The sequence below is a fragment of the Pseudomonas sp. lyk4-TYG-107 genome (assembly GCF_030209055.1).
Taxonomy (GTDB): domain Bacteria; phylum Pseudomonadota; class Gammaproteobacteria; order Pseudomonadales; family Pseudomonadaceae; genus Aquipseudomonas; species Aquipseudomonas putida_A.
Genome location: NZ_JARVST010000025.1, coordinates 25,140 through 44,596, shown reverse-complemented (window position 1 = coordinate 44,596; position 19,457 = coordinate 25,140). Strand labels below are relative to the sequence as shown.

Below are 19,457 nucleotides of genomic sequence, written 5' to 3'. Positions count from 1 at the left end.
GGACTTGCATCATGATCGGACCGGCCATTCTTATCCTCCTGTGTCTGATCCTGCTCGGGCTGTCGATCTGGCTGTTCGTGCACGGTATCCACAAGACCAGCAACGAACGGGTTCTCAATCGTCTCGCGGCGGGGCAGCCGCAACTGGCCGCGCAGAAGCCGACCTGGGTCGGGCTTGAACGGATGTTTTTGCGCGCCGGGCTTGGCCGTCCCAGCGAGCGTTTCGGGCTGTGGATGACCCTGTGGGGCGTGGCGATTGTCCTGGGTTATCTATTGGCGGACTGGATCGGTTTGCTGGCGATGCTGCTGGCGCCGCCGCTGATCCTGCGCCTGTACATTTCCTGGCTGTACCACCGGCGGATCAAACGCATGATCGAGCAGTTGCCGCAGCTGCTCGACTACACGGTACGCAGTCTCAAGTCCGGCCGCACCTTGAGCGACGCCGTCATGGGCGGCATCGAATCGAGCGAGGATCCGCTGAAAAAAGCCATGGGCCGGGTGCAGCGCAACGTGCAACTGGGGGTCAATCTGCCGGATGCGGTCAGCGATTTCGCCGAACTCTACGAACAGGACGAACTGCGCATGTTTGCCCTCGGCCTCAAGGTCAATCATCGCTACGGCGGCAATGCCAGCGAGCTGTTGGAGAACCTGATCAAGCTGATCCGCGAACGTGACCAGGGCGCCCGGCAACTGCGCGCACTGACTGGCGAAACACGCATGACCGCGTGGGTGCTGGGTTCGCTGCCCGTGATTCTGGTGAGCTACTTCATGCTGACCAACCCCGGCTACATGCTCGCCATGTGGCACGACTCCGGTGGTCGGACCATGTTGATCATCGCCGTGGTGTTGCAAGTGACCGGTTGCCTGGCGCTGTGGCGCATGTTGCGGAGTATTTGAAATGGTCTATCTCGCCGCTCTGATGCTGCTGCTCGGCGCGCTGTTGCTGGTGGTCAATCACCTGCTGACCGAGCGCCGCCGGGTGCGCCAGGTCAACCAGCGTTTGCAGGGGCATCTGGTGCGCGAGAACCGTTTCGGTAACTGGCTGCGGGCTCTGGGTAACAGCAGGTTCGGTCAGCGCTCGGTGAGCATCGACAGCGAAACCCAGACCCTGCTCAGTCGCCTCGGCTGGCGCCGCGCCAGTGAGCGCTCGCTGTTCGCCGCCTGCCAGATCGGCACTCCGCTGCTGGTTTTGGGGCTGGCGATATTTCTGCAGGAAGTGTTTTTCCCCCACGCCGCCAACCGCTGGATCGTGCCAATGCTCGCCACCGGTGCCGGTTATCTGTTGCCCAAGCGCTTGCTGGCTTACGCCGCCGGGCGTCGGCAGAAAACCATCGCCGTGGAAATCTCCACGTTCATCCCGCTGCTGCGCATCCTCTTCGAGTCGGGCATGGCGGTTGAACAAGCCTTGCGCGTGCTCAGCACCGAAGGGCAGAAACTGCTGCCGGAACTGACCCGCGAACTGCGCCTGATTCTGGCCCGGGTCGACTCTGGACTGGAGCTGGGACAGGAGTTGAACAAGACCTCGGTGATGCTGGCGGTCGATGAGTTCACCGACACCTGCGTGATCCTGCAGCAACTGATTCAGCAGGGTGGCGGGGCAATGAAATCGCTGCTGGCGCTCAAACAATTACTCGACGACCGCCGCCTCACCCGACTGCAGGAATACATTTCGAAGATGTCGGCGAAGATGTCGGTGGTGATGATGCTGTTTCTGTTTCCTGCCTTGCTGATCGTACTGGCCGGCCCGGGGTTCACTGCGATTACCCGGGCATTTGCAAACTGACGTTGGCTCATGGAGAGCGTTTGATGAAAGCACTGATTGTCGTGGCAAGTCTGTTGTTGCTCGGTGGTTGCGCCACCGACGGTCCGGCGCCGTGGTCGGCGATGCTCGCACCGACCAGTTGCAGCAAACTCGATTCCGAACAGGAACTGGCACTGAACCTGGCGGACGATCTGGCCAACGACGGCAAACTGCACGCCAGCCTGGCCAACCTGCAAAGCCTGCCCGACAAACTGGTCGAGGTCCGCCTACGCAAGGCCAGGGTGTATCGCTTGCTCGGGCGCAATGAAGCCGAGCCGCTGTATCGCGGGCTACTCGGTACTTGCCTCACGGCGGACGCCGAACACGGCCTGGGGCAGATCTATGCCGCCCGTGGCGACAACGGCCAGGCTCAGGCGCACTTGCAACGCGCGGTGCGTCTGGCGCCGACCAATGAAAAAATCCGCAACGACCTCGGCGTGGTCTACCTCAACCAGTTGCGTCTTGAAGATGCGCGTTTCGAGTTCCTGACGGCCATCGAACTCAAGCAGAACGATCAACTGGCCACGCTGAATCTGGTGAGCTTGCTGCTGTACCAGAACAACTGGCAGCAAGCAGCCGAAATCGTCAGCCGCGCGCACCTGACGCCGGAGCAGTTCGCCGACGCCCAGGCCCGCGCGGAAAAACTCAAGGTGCCGGCCAAGGCCCCGACCGCGGTTGGTAATCAAGTAGCGGTGGTGGCTGACCCACAACCGTCGAAGCTCAAGTGACACTCCGGGAGATGACCATGAACACCTTGCACAGTGTTTATTGCCTGGCCCTGCTCAGCCTGCCGTTCGCCGCCCAGGCGATCGACGCCGGCCCGGCCTCGGCGCAGCAACAGGAAACCGAAGGGTGGCTGGTGCTGCAAAGTCGCAACCAGGCCGCCTCGCTCAAGCCGCAAACCGCCACGGCGGCGGAGCGGGAGCTGGCGCTGCAACGCTGGTTGAAGAAATACAAATACGAGATTCCGGATTTTTACGACCCGGATGCGGGCGGCAAGATCGAGACCAAGAACTAGGTTGATCGCCACGCTCAAGCGCGCAGGAGATGCGGCCTGAGCGGATACTGGATGGATTGTCTTGAAAATTGACGCCATCACTTTGACATTTGTGTGGTATCAAAATGATGGCTCATGTACATTCCCCGCGCCCGAACCAGGACGACTTGGTGGGACGGTAGGGATGCCTGAATCATGTAATGAACCCTGCTGAAACTGTTTCTCATGTTTTGGAAGGGAATCTCGCGTGACTATCGTTTGCCTGCGCCGCTCTGCCTTGGCGCTCTCCATCTCCGCCGCCGCTTTGCACACCTCTATGGCTATCGCCGCCGGCGCGAGCCTGAACCATGACCTGAGTGGCGGCCCGCTGACCAGTAACCTGCAGAACTGGGGGCTGATCACTCTGAGCGGTAACGGCAATATCGCTCCTGTTTCCCAGGTGAGTACGACCTACGGTGCACAGCTCTCGGGGGTGACGGCGGATCAACTGCGCAATATCGGCAATATCCGGATTGACGGCGCCAGGTTCGGCACCGGGATCAGTCTGGGGACCGCTGGAGTGGTGCCGACCAAAATCGCCGGCGCGCTGCTCAACGAAGGCTCTATTTCAGTTCACGGTCTGGCCGACGCTGGCACCTCCAGCGGTATTTCCGATCTCGGCAGCACACTGGGCGATTCGTTGGTCAACAGTGGCAGCATCGACGTCAGCGGCCAGACCGCCAGTGGCCTGCTGCTGGTGCATACCAGCATGACCGGGCTCAGCAACCGAGGCACCATCAACGCAAGCGGTACCGATGCATTGGGCGTATTGCTCGATGGTGCGACGCTGAGTCAGTCGGTCAACAACACCGGGACTATCCGTGCGACCGGTGCCAATGCCGAGGCGGTAGTGTTCGAGGGGGTCAAGTTCAGCGCTCCGGCGAGCGCCAATTCCACCGCGCTGTGGAACGGCGGAACCATCTCCGGCGAGGACATCGGTGTGCATGTCAGCGGCCAGGCCAGTGGCGCCCTGCCTTTCGGCATCTATCAAATGAACGGGTTGATCGAGGGTGGCAAGGCGGCGATCCAGGTCGATGACGGCGCGAGCTACTTTTATTTCTATGGCGGCGCGGTGAAGGGTGACTTGCTCGGCCTGTCTGGAGTACTGGTCGACGGTGATGCGACTTTCGACGGTTCGACCATCCGCTCCGGCTACGTCACCATCGAAGAGGGCACGCTGACCCTGATGAAGCCGCACACCACCTTCATCGGCGACTTCGATATGGAAGAGTCGAACTCGGTGCTGGAGATGTACCTGGGCAATGACACCAACCCGGCGCTGCCTGTGCTGAAAGTCACCGGCACCACCGATATCGCTCCGGGCGCGCAACTGCGTCTGCTGGCGCGCTCCAGTGATTTTCGCGTGAGCCCCGGTGGAACGCGTTACACCCTGATCAGCTCGGGGAATCTGGTCGGTGGCAACAACCTGACCGTGACCTCGACCTCCGCGCTGCTGGATGTGAAGAGTTTCGGTGTGGTCGGTAACGACATCACCAGCGTGGTGACGACCAAGTCGAGCGAGGTGCTGGCCGAGAACACCCTGGCAGTCGGCGGTAGTGATAACGCGGCGACGGCGGTCGGGCATGTGCCAGGACTGCTGGCACGCCTCGATGAACAGGATCCGGTGTTCCAGGCATTCGCCAACGCTGGCACCGATGCCGAACTGGCGCGCCTGAGTGAAACCCTCAGCCCGGATGTCAGCCGTGGTGTACTGCACGCGGCGACCAACAGTCAGACGCTGGTCTCGGGCGTGATCAATGATCGCTCCAGTCGCGCACGCTCAGCCACCGGCGCCCCGGAAAAAGGCGTATGGCTGCAAGCCTTGAGCAGCGATGCCAATCAGGACGAGCGTCGCGGTGTCGCCGGTTATGACGCCGACAGCCACGGGATCGCGGTCGGTGCCGATGGTCAGTTGAATGCCGATACCACATTGGGTCTGGCCTACAGCTACCTCGATACCGATGTGAAATCCGACCTCGGCAACATGACCAAGGTCACTGGGCATGCGCTGACGCTGTACAGCAACTGGGTGCATGACAACTGGTTCGTCGACTCGTCGCTGATGTACGGCTGGAACGATAACGAATCCAAACGTTATATCGCTGGCACTCAGGCCAAGGCTGATTACGACAGTGATGTATTCGGCGTGAGCGCACTGGCCGGGTACAGCCTGCGGCTGATGCCTGATGTGGTGCTGGAACCACAGGTTGGCGCGCGCTATGCCAATGTCGGCATGGACGCGTATCGCGAGAAGGGCAGCTCGGCGTCGCTGAATGTCGGCAGTCAGCGTTATGAAGTCGGTGAGATGGGCGTCGGTGCACGTCTGGCGGCGGCATTCGATGTTGGCAGCGGCAGCCTGGAACCGGAAGCGAAGCTGATGGCCTGGCATGACTTCATCGGTGACAAGGTCAGCACCACATCGGCCTTCGTGCTGGGGGGCGAGTCGTCCGTCAGCCGCGGTACCACTCCGGTGCGTGACAGCTATGAACTGGGCCTGGGCGCCAACTACCGGAGGGGCGCGTGGAGCGTCGGCGGCTCTTACAACTATCTGACCTCCAGCGGTTTCGACTCCGACAGCTTTACTGCGAAGGTGCGTTACGCGTTCTGATCCACATCGGGTAAAACCTGTGGGAGCGAGCCTGCTCGCGAAGGCGTAGTGTCAGTCGGCAAAAATGCTGGCTGATCCACCGCTTTCGCGAGCAAGCCCGCTCCCACAGTGATGTGCGCTGCAATGTGAGAGCAAGCGGTCTGCCTGCTCAGTTGATTGATCTGACACCCTACAGTTGATAGCTGAAACTGATGCTGTAACGCGCCCGACGATTGAACGTATCCAGCGCTTCATCGGACATCGGCTTGGCGGCCTCCAACGCAATGTTGTAGTACTTGGCATCGCCAAAACGCAGGCCTACTGCTGCCGATGACAGGTCATTGCTCTGCACCGCCAGCTTGTTGAACCAGGTTTTCGAACGGTCCAGCACCACGTACGGCTGCAGGATGCGCACCCAGTTGCCGTCGCGATTGAAACTGTAGTTGACCTCGTAAGCCGCACCCCAGCCCTTGTCGCCCGATGCCTGATCGTCCGGGTAGCCACGGCCGAAATTCTGCCCGCCGAACACCGCGCGTTCGCTGTCAGGCAGGGTGTCATCACTCCAGTACAGCGCGGCCGACAGCACGCCTTGCCAGTTGTCGAAGAACTTGTCGCTCTGCACCCCGGAGAGGCGCAGGCGCAGGAAGTTCAGGTCCAGCGCCGGGTTGTTGGAATGCGCGCCCATGCTGTCCAGACCCTGATACACGCCACCACTGAGAATCCGCAGTTGCCGGGCATCGCTCTTGCGCCAGTCACCCTCGAATGCGAGGGCACGCACGTTGGTGCGCTCTTCGATGCTGAGCGGATAGCCGACCACGTCGTAGCGGTTTTTGTCATCCACTGCATAGAGCCGCGCTCCCGCGTTAAGCAGTTCGTTGGAGGTGGCAATGAACGGGTGGCTGACACCGATGGAGTAACGATCGTCTTCCTTGTGCGGTTTGAGTTCGAAGCCATCGCTGGTGAGCACATTGGTGCCCGGATCGGCCCGGTAGCGCGAGGCAAACAGGCTCAGTTGCGTACCTTCGCTATTGAGGAACTGGTTGTAGTCCAGACGGTAGTAATGTTCGTGATCGTCGCCCGGCGGAAACAGCCCGCTCAGGGTCAGCTGCTCGCCCATGGCGGTCTGCGAGTTACTGCTGACCCCCAGCAATGCCTGCGTGCCGTTGCGGTTATCTTCGGTGGTGCTCATGGTGCTGGTGAACGCTTTGCGACTGGCCTGGGCCACCAGTGTTGTTGCGCCGTCGGTGGTGCCGGGCGGCGGCACTTGCGCCTGGATGGTCACGCCGGGGATGCGGGTCATCAGGGTGGTGTAGCGTTCGAAGGTCTTGCGGGTCAGCGGGCGCTCGGCCTGGATTTTGGCTGCCAGTTCGTCGAGCAGGCCTTTGACCCGGCCGACATCGCCCTGCACCTGCACATCGCGCACATAACCTTCGACCAGCACCACTCGGGCTACGCCGTCGTCGAAACGCTGTTGCGGCAGGAAGGCGTAGGACAGCAGATAGCCGTCCTTCTGGTAGCGCCGGGTGATGTCGCGTGTGGCTTCGATCAGGTCGGCGAGGCTGGTCTGATGGCCGATCAGGGGTTTGTAGACTTCGGCCAGTTCGTTGAGCGGGTAGATCGTGCCGCCTTCGATCTGCACGGTTTTCAGGTTGATTTTGGTCTCCATCAACAGCGGCTGCGCCGTGGCCGCGCCGGGGTCGGGTACTTGCAGGGGCGTGGCGGCGGGGCGATAAGCATCTGCCGGCAGGTTCGGCACGGGCAGGTTACGCGTGGTTTCGTTGCTGTTGAGAAAGCTGGGCAGGGTGTCGGCGAGGGCGGCGGAACTGAGACTGAGGAACAGCAGGGATGCCATTACGCGCATAGGACACTCCATGGTCAGATCACAGCGCTGGGCTGAATTTTTCCTAAGAAAAAAGCGGAAGACTCGTGGGAATCTTCCGCCCTCAACCAAGCGTAGGCGCTGTAGGTGAGGCCGTCGAATCGGCCAGGTGCAATTTAGCGTTTGTTGCCTCCAAGAGCGCCGGTCAGACCACCGAGCACGCCACCCAGACCTCCGGTTGCGGTGCCTCCAGTGGCGGTGCCGCCGTTGACCAGTCCGCCGACCGCACCGACGGTGGCGCCGACGTTGCTGACCACACCACCCACGGCGGTGGTGACCGGGTTGTTGGTGGCGGCAATGGTGTTGCCGATCGTGCTGACCGCTCCGCCGACCTGGCCGGTGAGACCGGCGACCGGCGTGCCCAGACCTGTCGCGGCGCCGACTTGTTGAGTGACGCTGGTGACCGCACTGGTGACTGGGTTCAGCCCTGCGCCGACGGTAGCGCCGGCGGTGGCCAGTGGCGAGGTGGTGGCGGTGATCGGAGTGCCCGAGCCGCCGAGTACGGTGTTGAGCGAAGCGATGGTGTTGCCCAGTCCGCCAGCCGTGACGCCGCCGGCGCTGACCACGCCGTTGGTGCTGCCGGCGTTCAGACCGGCACCGACGTTGACCACGGCGCCGCCAACCGTTTGCAGCAAGCCGGTACCGCCCAGACCGCCGCCGAGACCACCGCCCAATCCGCCACCGCTGCTGGTGCCGTTATCCACCAGCCCGCCGGCTTTGCCGACGGCAGTGCCGACATTGGTCAAGGCGCCGCCGACGGTGTTGGTCAACGCGTTGCCGCCGCCAGCACCGGTGACTTGACCACCCACGCCTTTGACGGCGCCACCGACCTGGCCGAGGACACCATTGAGCGGAGCGCCGAGGCCGGTTGCATCGCCGACTTTGTCGGTGGTGCTTTCAACCATGGCAATCACTGGTACCAGACCGTTGCCGACACTTTTAGTCACCGAGCCCAGTGGGCCAGTGGTAGTGGCCAGACTCAGGGTGTCGCCGAGCATGGTGACTTTTTCACCGACGCCGTCGAGCACCGGAGCGACTTTGGTGACCACGCCGCCGACAACCGGAACGCTGCCGGTGGCGGTCGCCAGTTTGCTGCTCAGATCCGAGACGCCGGTACCGACATCTGAAACCACGCCGCCGACCGAGGACGCCGTGACGCCCAGGCCATTGTCGACCGTGCCCAGTTTGCCGATGCCGTTGGCCACGCCATCACCCAGGGTAGTGACCACATTGCCTGTGGTTTTTACTGCGCTTTGCACCACGCCGCCCACTACTGGAACGGTGCTCAAGGAGTCGCCGACCTGACCGACACCACTGCCGACGCCCGCGACGGTGTTGCCGACATCCTGCACCAGGGTGGTGGTCACTAGCGGGGTGGTAGTCGGGTTGGTCGGGTTGGTTGGATCCGTAGGGTCTGTCGGATTGGTAGGATTGGTCGGGTTCGTCGGATTGGTCGGGTTGGTCGTGCCGGTACCGCCAGTGCCACCGGTACCACCTGTGCCAGCGGTATCGGTGCCGCCAGTACCGCCAGTGCCACTGCTACCGCCTGTGCCACCAGTGCCGCCAGTGCCCGACGTCGCGCTGTCTGGCGAAGAGCTGCCGGAGCTGCTGTGATGGCCGCCACCGCCGCTGCTGCAGCCAGCGAGGCCAAGGGAGAGGATCAATGCCAGAGCTGTTGCCGATTTGCACCACACTTGAGTTTTCATGATTGAGATTCCTTGCACCTGTAACAACATTCGTCGTTTTCGATGGCTCACCGATCTGTCGCCGGTGATGCCTCGTCCGTGGTGCCAATCTCGATCGCGCGGTGCTTTTCCACCATTCTCAAGTTGGTATTAACGCCTTTATATATAAGGCGCCGCGCCGTGCCTAAGGACTAATACCCAGGATATAGACGCACAAAAAAAGGCCTTGAAAATCAAGGCCTGGAGTTTTTCAGAGTGCGCTGCCAAGCGCGGCAAAACTTAAGTGATATATACACAATTTACAGGCTTGCCCGGGCGGATACTCAGGCAACCGGTTGCCACTGACCGACCATATGTTCCAGATCGCCGTTGCCGATCAGGCGCAACTCGCCGCTGGATCCCGGCGCACTCGCCAGCAATGAGACCTCGCTGGGCAAGCGCACCGGTTTGCGAAAGTGCACGGCGATTTCAAGGTTGGCCTTGGGTAGATGATCAGCCAGTGCGGCGAGGGTTCGTGCCTTGTTCCACAGACCGTGAGCAATCGCCGTGGGAAAACCGAACAGTTTGGCGCTGGCCGCGCTCAAGTGAATCGGGTTGTAGTCCCCCGAGACTTTGGCGTATTGCCGACCGATGTCGGCAGAGGCTTTCCATTGCGCGACTTGCGTCAACACCTGGGACGGTTCCCAGTGTTGCTCGACAGGTTCGCCGTCGAGTTTCACGCCGCGACAGAGCATCTGGCTTTCGGCTTCCCACAGCGGCCCGAGTTGATCATCGAGGCTGGTCAACACATCGAAGGTCGCGCCTTTGGGATGCGGCTGCAGGTTATGCACGCGGACGCTGACTTGCGCGCGACTGATCCCGCCCATCGGCCGCAACACGCGAATGCGGTTGCTCAGGTGAATCAGCCCCAGCAACGGGAACGGAAACTCCTTGGCCGTGAGCAATTGCATCTGCAGGGCGAACGCGAGGATGTGTGGATAAGTCGGCGGCAGCAGGCCGTCATCGGCAAAGCCGCAAACCTTGCGATAGGCCGCCAGTTTCTGCGGGTCGACATCGACCCAGCAACGCAAACCCGTTTCGGGCAGTCGGGTGCCGGTGATCTTGCGCCGTGTCGCGGCCCGCGCGTACAGGCCGGGCAGGCTCGGTTCACGGTCGAGGGTGTGCCATTCAATGCTCATGCCTATGCCCCCAGAACACTTTGGCCACAGACCCGCAATGCCTGGCCGGTGAAGGCTCCGGTGCCCGGTTGCGCCAGCCACGCGACGGCTTCGGCGACGTCTTGCGGCAAGCCGCCCTGGCCCAGCGAACTCATGCGCCGTCCGGCCTCACGCAGGCCGAACGGGATGTGCGCGGTCATCTGGGTTTCGATGAAGCCCGGGGCCACGGCGTTGATGCTGATGCCGCGTTCGTGCAGCGTTGGCGCCCAGGCCTGGGCCAGGCCGATCAGCCCGGCCTTGCTCGCGGCGTAGTTGGTCTGTCCACGATTGCCGGCGATGCCGCTGATCGAGGCCAGCAGAATCACCCGCGCATTGTCGTGCAGGGTGCCGCTGTCGAGCAGCGCCTTGGTCAGCACTTGCGGGGCATTGAGGTTGACCGCCAGCACCGCGTCCCAGAATTCCGGGGTCATGTTGGCCAGGGTCTTGTCGCGGGTGATCCCGGCGTTGTGCACCAGAATGTCGAGGCCGTCCGGCAGTTGTTCGATCAGGTGCGCGGCGGCATCTTCAGTGCAAATGTCGAGGGTGATGGCGCGGCCGCCGAGCCGCGCGGCGAGGGCTTCCAGATCGGTCTTGGCCGGCGGCACGTCGAGCAGAATCACCTCGGCGCCATCGCGGGCGAGGGTCTCGGCAATCGAGGCGCCGATCCCCCGCGCTGCGCCGGTGACCAGCGCCTTGCGTCCGGCCAATGGCCGGGTCCAATCGGTGACCGGCGTGGCGCACGGGCTCAGGCGAATCACTTGCCCGGAGACAAAGGCACTTTTCGGCGACAGGAAAAATCGCAGCGGCCCCTCAAGCTGATCTTCAGCGCCGTCACCGACATAGATCAGTTGCAGCGTGCCGCCGCTACGCAGCTCCTTGGCCAGCGAACGCGAAAAGCCTTCGAGCGCTCGCTGTGCACTGGACGCAAACGGATCGCGCAGGGTTTCCGGGGCGCGGCCCAGGATCACCAGGTGCGCGCTGCTGTCGAGGTTTTTCATCAACGGCTGGAAGAACTCGCGCAGCTGTTTGAGCTGGTCGGTGTGCTGCAGGTCGCTGGCGTCGAACACCACGGCCTTGAGTTTCGGCCCGTGCCCGGGAATCCACGCGGTGGCCAGCGACGGTTCAGTGCCGTAGCTGTAGATCGCATCGGTCAGGCGGTTGGCGAACGCATTGACCCGCTCGGCCAGCGGCCCGCCACCGATCAACAGCGCGCCGTCCACCGGCCGCAGGCGTCCGGCCTGCCAGCGTTCCAGCCGCACCGGCGACGGCAGGCCCAAAGCCCCGACCAGACGGTGGCCGATGGATGAGTTGGCGAAGTCGATATAGCGGTCAGACATGGAACGCTCTCCAAAAGTTGGGGTTCAAAGTGTGGACTACCAACGGCAATCAATCGTTCGATCCACGCAATAAGGCCTACGCTAGAACAGCAGAGTAGACCACCGTCCCTGTGGGAGCTGGCTTGCCAGCGATGGCGGAGTGTCAGCCACTGGAAATGCTGGAGGTGCCGGCCCTATCGCTGGCAAGCCAGCTCCCACAGGGATTTCCATGAATTCGGATCAACAAGGAGCTTTTCATGAGTCAGCTGCGCCGCGTCGCCATCATCGGTGGTAACCGTATTCCTTTCGCCCGTTCCAACGGGCCGTACGCCACTGCCAGCAATCAGGTGATGCTCACTGCTGCCCTGGAAGGCCTGATCGAACGCTACAACCTGCACGGCCAGCGCATCGGCGAAGTGGTGGCCGGTGCGGTGCTCAAATTGTCACGGGATATGAATCTGACCCGCGAATGTGTGCTCGGCTCGCGCCTCTCACCGGCCACCCCGGCCTATGACATCCAGCAAGCCTGCGGCACCGGGCTGGAGGCGGCGCTGCTGGTAGCCAACAAAATCGCCCTTGGCCAGATCGACTGCGGCATTGCCGGTGGCGTCGACACCACCTCGGACGCGCCGATCAGCGTCAGCGAAGGCTTGCGCAAAATCCTCCTGCAGGCCAACCGCGCCAAGACCACCGGCGACAAGCTGAAAACCTTTCTGCAACTGCGTCCGCGGCACCTGATCCCGGAATTCCCGCGTAACGGCGAACCGCGCACCGGCCTGTCGATGGGCCAGCACTGCGAACTGATGGCGCAGACCTGGAACATCCCCCGTGAGGAGCAGGATCAACTGGCCCTCGAAAGCCATCACAAACTCGCCGCGTCCTACAGTGAAGGCTGGCACAACGATCTGATGACGCCTTTCCTCGGCCTGACCCGCGACAACAACCTGCGCCCGGACCTGACCCTGGAAAAACTCGCCACGCTCAAACCCGCTTTCGAAAAAAGCGCGAAGGGCACGCTGACGGCAGGCAACTCCACGCCACTCACCGACGGCGCCTCAGTGGTGCTGCTGGGCAGCGAGGAATGGGCAAAAGAACGTGGTCTGCCGACCCTCGCCTACCTGCGCGATGGCGAAGCGGCGGCGGTGGATTTCGTCAACGGCGCCGAAGGCCTGTTGATGGCGCCGGTGTATGCAGTGCCGCGCCTGCTGGCGCGTAATGGGTTGACCCTGCAAGACTTCGATTACTACGAAATTCACGAAGCGTTTGCCGCGCAGGTGCTGTGCACGCTCAAGGCCTGGGAAGACCCCGAATACTGCAAGACGCGTTTGGGGCTGGACGCACCGCTGGGTTCGATCGACCGCAGCCGGCTGAATGTGAAAGGCAGCTCGCTGGCGGCGGGGCATCCGTTTGCCGCGACCGGCGGGCGGATTGTCGCCAACCTGGCAAAACTGCTGGATGCGGCCGGCAAGGGCAGGGGGCTGATCTCGATCTGCGCGGCCGGGGGGCAGGGTGTTACCGCGATCATCGAACGTTGAGCGCAATCCCCTGTGGGAGCGGGCTTGCTCGCGAAGGGGCCGTGTCAGGCGCCGTCATTGTGTCTGACAGACCGCTTTCGCGAGCAAGCCCGCTCCCGCAGGGGAAATGAATGCCAATGTCAGATTCTGTCGCAAATGCCCTCGACGCTGATTGCCAACATTTCAAACCGGCTCAGCTATGATCGGCAACGGTCGATTATTTCGGCACAGTGTGTGCATCCACAGGGTTCACAGGTCGGCAACCCCTCCCCGTAGCGCGAGGATTGCCGTATAACGAGTGACATTCGCGTGTTTGGTAATAAAGGACCCACAATAAAAGCTGATGAAGACTCCAAAACGCATTGAACCCCTGATCGAAGACGGTCTGGTCGACGAAGTGCTGCGCCCACTCATGAGTGGTAAAGAAGCAGCTGTTTATGTGGTGCGCTGCGGTAACCAGTTACGTTGCGCGAAGGTTTACAAGGAGGCGAACAAACGCAGTTTCCGCCAGGCAGCCGAGTATCAGGAAGGCCGCAAGGTGCGTAACAGCCGGCAGGCGCGAGCGATGGCCAAGGGTTCGAAATTCGGTCGCAAAGAGACCGAAGACGCCTGGCAGAACGCCGAAGTCGCGGCGCTGTTCCGTCTGGCCGGTGCCGGCGTGCGAGTGCCCAAACCATACGACTTTCTGGATGGCGTGCTGCTGATGGAGCTGGTGGCCGACGAATATGGCGATGCCGCCCCGCGTCTGAACGACGTGGTGCTGGAGCCGGATCAGGCCCGCGAGTATCACGCGTTCCTGATCTCGCAGATCGTGCTGATGTTGTGTACCGGTCTGGTGCACGGTGACCTCTCGGAGTTCAACGTGCTGCTGACCCCGACCGGCCCGGTGATCATCGACCTGCCGCAGGCGGTGGATGCCGCTGGCAACAACCACGCGTTCAGCATGCTCGAGCGCGATGTGGGCAACATGGCTTCGTACTTCGGGCGCTTTGCCCCGGAGCTGAAGCAGACCCGCTACGCGAAGGAAATGTGGGCGTTGTACGAAGCCGGCACCTTGCACCCCAACAGCGTGCTGACCGGTGAGTTCGACGATCCGGAAGATCTGGCCGACGTTGGCGGAGTGTTGCGCGAGATCGAAGCGGCGCGGCTCGACGAAGAGCGCAAGCAGGCGATCCGTGCGGCGGATGACGAGCCCAAGGGCAAGTCCGACGAACCGCCTCCGCCACCGTGGATGCAGTAAGCGCATGAACAGAAACCCGGCTTCGGCCGGGTTTTTTGTGCCCGTATGTTCATACACCACCGTTTCCTGTGGGAGCTGGCTTGCCAGCGATAGCGGTGGTTCAGCCTGAAAAATCTTATCGGCTCTACCGGCCTCTTCGCTGGCAAGCCAGCTCCCACAAGGACCGGTGGTGTCTTGAGGGGGTATGTGGGAATCTTGTCAGCCCTCGCACACTCAAGGATTGAATGTGAACGCCCGCCTCATCATCACCGCCCGGCTGATCTCCGACTTCGGCGCCTTCCTCAACATGGTCGCGCTGGCGACTTACGTTTACCTGCTGAGCAACAGCGCCATGAGCGTCGGGGTGTTCCTCGCCAGTCGGGTCGGCGGGGGGATTTTTGCCAGCCTGATGGGTACACGCTTCTACCGGCGCTGGAATGGCCGGGTGCCGCTGATCGCCTTCGATCTGCTGCGCGCGGCGCTGCTCGGGCTGCTGTTGATCCTGCCGCTGAGCCAGCAGGCGTTGCTGTTGCCGGTGATCGCTTTCGGCCTGGGTTTTGGCAATTCGATGTTCGCCATCGGCCTCAACAGCCAGTTGCCGAGGCTGATCGACCCGGCGCAGCTACTGAAAACCAATGCCTGGATCACCTCGGCGTCATCCGCAGCGATGGTCGGCGGCAGCCTGGTGTCCGGTTTGCTGGTGGCGGCCTTCGGTTTCGAAACGGTATTCGCGCTCAACGCACTGACCTATGTGCTGGCGGCGCTGTTGATTGCACCGTTGCGCTTCGCCGCTGCAGAAGTCAGCGAACAATCGACCAGCGAACGCGGCGAATGGTCAGCTCTGAAACAAGGCCTGCGCAGCGCTCCGGTGATCGCCGCGATGCTTGCCGTGACCATGGCCGACACCTTGGGCAGTGCCGCGCACAACGTCGGCTTCCCGATCATCTCCAAACTGCTGACCCCCGACTCGGCCAGCACCACGCTGGGCCTGATGCTGGCGGTGTGGGCCAGCGGCAAACTGCTCGGGGCACGGATTGCCAGTCGCCTCAAAGGCACGGATAACATTGATTTGGAACGACGGTATTTCTTCGGCGTGGCGTTGATGTCCTGCGGTTTCATCCTGATGTTCCAGCAGCACAGCCTTTTCGGTCTGCTGCTGTTTTCCCTGCCGGCGGGGTTGGGTGACGGTATTTCTGAAGTCGGCCTGATGTCGCGCCTGCAACGTGAACCGGAGCATTTGCGGCTGCCGATTTTCAGTTTCCTGACCTTGCTGCAAATGACCGGGTTCGGCGTCGGCATGCTGGTTGCCGCGCCGTTTTACGGCTGGTGGACACCGGGTACCGTGGTCATGCTGTTCCACGGCATCCCGCTCGGTACGCTGTTGACCGTGAAGCTGCTGGCGCTCAGGCGCGGGCGGGTTGCGCGCAGCAGCCCGACGCCAGTTCCTTGAGGATCGGGCAATCGGGGCGATGGTCGCCATTACAGTGCTCGACCAGATCCTGCAGGGTGTCGCGCAGCTCGCCGAGTTCGCGAATCTTCCGGTTCAGCTCGTCGATGTGCTGACGCGCCAGCGCTTTCACATCGGCACTGGCGCGCTGGCGATCCTGCCACAGGGTCAGCAGCTTGCCGACTTCCTCCAGGGAAAACCCCAGATCCCGCGAACGCTTGATGAACGCCAGGGTGTGCAGGTCATCATCGCCGTAAACCCGATAGCCGCTGTCGGTGCGATGGGCCGCCTTGAGCAGGCCGATCGACTCGTAATAGCGGATCATTTTCGCGCTCAGGCCACTGTGCCGGGCCGCTTGGCCGATGTTCATCGGTATTCCTCCAGGTCCTTTGGTTTCCAGGTTTTCAACAGTAGCGCATTGCTCACCACGCTGACGCTCGACAGCGCCATCGCCGCGCCGGCCAGCACCGGGTTGAGGAAGCCGAACGCCGCCAGCGGAATGCCGATCAGGTTGTAGACGAAGGCCCAGAACAGGTTCTGGCGGATCTTCGCGTAGGTCTTGCGGCTGATCTCCAGCGCCGCCGGCACCAGCCGTGGATCGCCGCGCATCAGGGTGATACCGGCGGCGTGCATCGCCACGTCGGTGCCGCCGCCCATGGCGATGCCGATGTCCGCTGCGGCCAGTGCCGGGGCGTCGTTGATGCCATCGCCGACCATCGCCACCACACCGGTCTTCTTCAGTTCGGCGACGGTCGCGGCTTTGTCGGCGGGGAGCACTTCGGCGTGGACATTGCTGATACCCAGGGCCTCGGCGACGACTTTGGCGCTGCCACGGTTGTCGCCGGTCAGCAGATGGCTGTGAATACCGCGGGCGGCCAGTTGCTGCACGGCTTGCAGTGCGCCGGGCTTGAGCGTGTCGCCGAAGGCGAACAAGCCGAGTACACGCGGTTCCGGGCTTTGCTCGATCAGCCACGACAAGGTCCGGCCTTCACTTTCCCAGACCTTGGCAGACTCGGCGAGATTGCCAGCGCTCAGGCCGCTTTCTTCCAGCAAGCGCCGATTGCCCAGCGCCAGACGCCGACCGCCAAGATTGCCGGCGATGCCAAGCCCGGTCAGGGATTGGCTGTCGCTGACATCCGGCACGTTCAGGCCACGTTCGGCGGCCGCGTCCAGCACGGCTTTGGCCAGCGGATGTTCGCTGCCGCGTTGCAGGGCGCCGGCCAGTGTCAGCAGAGTATTTTCATCGCCATCCAGCGCACTGAAATGGGCGATACGCGGGGTGCCGGAAGTCAGCGTGCCGGTCTTGTCGAAGACCACGTTGTCGACTGCATGGGCACGTTCCAGCGCTTCGGCATCTTTGATCAGAATCCCATGGCGCGCAGCCACACCCGTGCCGGCCATGATCGCCGTCGGCGTGGCGAGGCCGAGGGCACATGGACAGGCAATCACCAGCACAGCGACCGCGTTGATCAATGCTGTTTCCATAGGCGCGCCGTACAGCCACCAGCCGATCAGGGTGGCGAGGGCGATCAGCAACACGCTGGGCACGAACACCTGGCTGACTTTATCCACCAGTTTCTGGATCGGCGCTTTCGCCGCCTGAGCGTCTTCTACCAGACGGATGATCCGCGCCAGCACGCTTTCCGCGCCGAGGGCGGTGGTGCGCACCAGCAAGCGACCTTCACCGTTGATCGCGCCGCCGGTGACTTTGTCGCCCGACTGTTTTGGCACTGGCAGGCTTTCGCCGCTGATCAGCGCTTCGTCGGCGTGGCTTTGGCCTTCAAGTACTTCGCCGTCTACCGGGAAACGTTCACCGGGTTTGACCAAGACCTGATCGTTCAGACGCAGGGCGCTGATCGCGACGTCCTGCTCGCGACCGTCGATGACCTGAATCGCGCGTTCCGGACGCAAGGCTTCCAGAGCGCGGATGGCGCTGGCGGTCTGGCGTTTGGCGCGGCTTTCCAGGTATTTGCCGAGGAGCACCAGGGCGATCACCACCGCCGAGGCTTCGAAATACAGATGCGGCATGCGCCCGGCGGCGGTGGCCCACTCGTACAGGCTCAAGCCATAACCGGCGCTGGTGCCGAGGGCCACCAGCAAGTCCATGTTACCGGCCCCGGCGCGCACGGCTTTCCACGCGGCCACGTAGAAACGTGCACCGAAAATGAATTGCACCGGGGTGGCGAGGGCGAATTGCGCCCAGGCCGGAAGCATCCAGTGAATGCCGAACGGTTGCAGCAGCATCGGCAACACCAGCGGCAACGCCAGGACGATCGCGCAGATCAGCGCCCAGCGCTCATGTTGCAGGCGCTGTTGCTGATTATCGGTAGTGGGATGTTCGGCTTGCCAGACGCTGGCCGAGTAGCCCGCCTTGCTCACAGCATCGAGCAGCGACTGAATATCGACCTGACCGAGCCATTCGAGGTGCGCGCGTTCGTTGGCGAGGTTGACGCTGACGCTCTTCACCCCGGGGACTTTGTTCAGGGCGCGCTCGACGCGACCGACGCACGAGGCGCAGGTCATGCCGTCGATGCTCAACTCCACCGTCTGCTGCGGCACGCTGTAACCGGCGCGTTCAACCGCCGCCATCAACGACGGCAAGCTGTCACCAGGCGCCTGGACGCGGGCCTGTTCGGTGGCGAGATTGACGCTGACGGCACTGGCGCCGCTGACTTTGCGCAACGCCCGCTCGACACGCCCGGCGCAACTGGCGCAGGTCATGCCGGCAATCGGCAGATCGAAAGTGATGGAATCGGACATCGGTCTTACTCCCTGTAGAAGATGCCTACAAGGATCAACCTTGCCACGCGGGCAAGGTCAAGCGCCAATATTTGACTCACTACAAAAACAGTGTGGGAGCGGGCTTGCTCGCGAATGCGCTGTGTCAGTCAACATCATCGCTGAATGACACAGCGCATTCGCGAGCAAGCCCGCTCCCACATTTGGAGTTTTGCTTAGTATTCGAGGGCGGCAGGTCGCAGGTACAAGCCTTTGGCATTTGCCGCGATCCGGTACTTGAGCACATCGCCGGCCTTGAGCGAGATCTCCTGCGCCGGCGGCGCGAGCATGCCTGCCTGGCAACCCGGCACTTGGCCAGGCAATTGTTTCAGACGGATGGAAATCGTCCCGTGGGGCAGGTTGAACGAAGTGGTCTGTTCCTGAAGCAGGCGCGCTGCCAGTTCATCATTGACGTACACGCCAATCTCGCAGGGAGTCGGCACTTCCAGACGCTCGCGCGAGATGATCAGAACGGCGTAGTCCTCACCGGTCGCGTTGGCCTGGGGCAGGGCGGCAAAGAGGCTGAGCAAGCCAAACAGGCTGAAAGCTGACCAGCGCATGGCTGAATCTCCTGAATTTGAGTCATTGATGCACGCAGCTTGGCTGAGCGCGACGCCGATTGCCAGCCCGGCAGTTTTCTGCAGAACTTGACCTTGCCATGGTGGCAAGCTCGACACTGCCGGCAACCTCACTCAAAGGAGTCCATCCATGCAAGTGTTCAACGTTCAAGGCATGTCCTGCGGTCATTGTGTCAAAGCCATCACCAACGCCGTGCAGGCGAAGGATCCGGCGGCCAGCGTGCGGGTCGATCTGGCGGCTAAAGAAGTTGGTGTCGAGAGTTCGCTGAGTGCCGAGCAGGTGATCGAGGTGATCAGCGAAGAGGGCTACCCGGTAAAACTCGCCGGATAACGATAAATCCCTCGCCACAGGTTTCAGGTGTAGGTCATCTGATTTCTAATAGTTAGCGAGCTATCGGAATGTTCAAGGTGTCTCAGCGCGG

The 19,457-nt window shown here is 62.3% G+C and carries 16 protein-coding genes; 9 read left to right on the top strand and 7 right to left on the bottom strand.

Features of this window, described 5'->3' with window-relative positions; genetic code table 11:
• Positions 1–11 precede the first annotated feature (11 nt).
• From QRN61_RS20470 to QRN61_RS20450, 5 genes are all read left to right on the top strand, one after another.
• Positions 12–896: a type II secretion system F family protein gene (locus QRN61_RS20470; protein WP_285375086.1), complete on the top strand. Its 885-nt coding sequence runs from the start codon at positions 12–14 to the stop codon at positions 894–896.
• Between the two features lies 1 nt (position 897).
• The gene (locus QRN61_RS20465) at positions 898–1,782 is read left to right on the top strand and encodes a type II secretion system F family protein (protein ID WP_247268746.1); all 885 of its coding nucleotides are present in this window, start codon (positions 898–900) and stop codon (positions 1,780–1,782) included.
• 23 nt (positions 1,783–1,805) lie between these two features.
• A complete protein-coding gene (locus tag QRN61_RS20460) occupies positions 1,806–2,528 on the top strand; it encodes a tetratricopeptide repeat protein (RefSeq protein WP_285375082.1) in 723 nt (240 codons plus the stop codon).
• Between the two features lie 17 nt (positions 2,529–2,545).
• Entirely contained in the window at positions 2,546–2,818 is a 273-nt protein-coding gene (locus QRN61_RS20455; protein WP_097089929.1) for a DUF3613 domain-containing protein, read from the top strand.
• Between the two features lie 226 nt (positions 2,819–3,044).
• Positions 3,045–5,444 (top strand): autotransporter family protein, encoded by a 2,400-nt coding sequence (locus tag QRN61_RS20450; protein WP_285375079.1) that lies wholly within the window; start codon positions 3,045–3,047, stop codon positions 5,442–5,444.
• A gap of 169 nt (positions 5,445–5,613) precedes the next feature.
• Here the strand turns inward: QRN61_RS20450 and QRN61_RS20445 are convergent, their stop codons facing one another.
• The 4 genes from QRN61_RS20445 to QRN61_RS20430 all read right to left on the bottom strand — a co-directional run bounded on the left by QRN61_RS20445 (position 5,614) and on the right by QRN61_RS20430 (position 11,520).
• Positions 5,614–7,284, bottom strand: a complete 1,671-nt coding sequence (locus QRN61_RS20445) for a ShlB/FhaC/HecB family hemolysin secretion/activation protein (protein WP_285375076.1) — start codon at positions 7,282–7,284, stop codon at positions 5,614–5,616.
• Between the two features lie 134 nt (positions 7,285–7,418).
• Entirely contained in the window at positions 7,419–9,008 is a 1,590-nt protein-coding gene (locus tag QRN61_RS20440; RefSeq protein WP_285375073.1) for a collagen-like triple helix repeat-containing protein, read from the bottom strand.
• A 302-nt stretch (positions 9,009–9,310) separates the two neighbouring features.
• Positions 9,311–10,165 (bottom strand): MaoC family dehydratase, encoded by an 855-nt coding sequence (locus tag QRN61_RS20435; protein WP_285375071.1) that lies wholly within the window; start codon positions 10,163–10,165, stop codon positions 9,311–9,313.
• 2 nt (positions 10,166–10,167) lie between these two features.
• A complete protein-coding gene (locus QRN61_RS20430) occupies positions 10,168–11,520 on the bottom strand; it encodes a 3-oxoacyl-ACP reductase (RefSeq protein ID WP_285375069.1) in 1,353 nt (450 codons plus the stop codon).
• A 236-nt stretch (positions 11,521–11,756) separates the two neighbouring features.
• Here QRN61_RS20430 and QRN61_RS20425 point away from each other — a divergent pair, with 236 nt between their 5' ends.
• The 3 genes from QRN61_RS20425 to QRN61_RS20415 all read left to right on the top strand — a co-directional run bounded on the left by QRN61_RS20425 (position 11,757) and on the right by QRN61_RS20415 (position 15,682).
• Positions 11,757–13,034 (top strand): acetyl-CoA C-acetyltransferase, encoded by a 1,278-nt coding sequence (locus QRN61_RS20425; protein WP_285375067.1) that lies wholly within the window; start codon positions 11,757–11,759, stop codon positions 13,032–13,034.
• A gap of 322 nt (positions 13,035–13,356) precedes the next feature.
• Positions 13,357–14,253 (top strand): PA4780 family RIO1-like protein kinase, encoded by an 897-nt coding sequence (locus QRN61_RS20420; protein WP_003221347.1) that lies wholly within the window; start codon positions 13,357–13,359, stop codon positions 14,251–14,253.
• 184 nt (positions 14,254–14,437) lie between these two features.
• Positions 14,438–15,682, top strand: a complete 1,245-nt coding sequence (locus QRN61_RS20415) for an MFS transporter (protein ID WP_285375062.1) — start codon at positions 14,438–14,440, stop codon at positions 15,680–15,682.
• Here QRN61_RS20415 and cueR read toward each other — a convergent pair.
• From cueR to QRN61_RS20400, 3 genes are all read right to left on the bottom strand, one after another.
• Positions 15,636–16,049 (bottom strand): Cu(I)-responsive transcriptional regulator, encoded by a 414-nt coding sequence (cueR, locus tag QRN61_RS20410; RefSeq protein WP_150369573.1) that lies wholly within the window; start codon positions 16,047–16,049, stop codon positions 15,636–15,638. The two genes, QRN61_RS20415 and cueR, sit on opposite strands and share 47 nt — an antisense overlap.
• The gene (locus QRN61_RS20405) at positions 16,046–18,439 is read right to left on the bottom strand and encodes a heavy metal translocating P-type ATPase (protein ID WP_285375059.1); all 2,394 of its coding nucleotides are present in this window, start codon (positions 18,437–18,439) and stop codon (positions 16,046–16,048) included. Before QRN61_RS20405 ends, cueR begins: the two co-directional genes overlap by 4 nt.
• A 194-nt stretch (positions 18,440–18,633) precedes the next feature.
• Complete coding sequence (locus QRN61_RS20400; protein WP_027613629.1) at positions 18,634–19,017, bottom strand: hypothetical protein; 384 nt, start codon at positions 19,015–19,017, stop codon at positions 18,634–18,636.
• A gap of 148 nt (positions 19,018–19,165) precedes the next feature.
• On the opposite strand from QRN61_RS20400, the gene QRN61_RS20395 reads away from it, so the two are divergent.
• Positions 19,166–19,366: a heavy-metal-associated domain-containing protein gene (locus tag QRN61_RS20395; protein WP_096794848.1), complete on the top strand. Its 201-nt coding sequence runs from the start codon at positions 19,166–19,168 to the stop codon at positions 19,364–19,366.
• Positions 19,367–19,457: the final 91 nt, after the last annotated feature.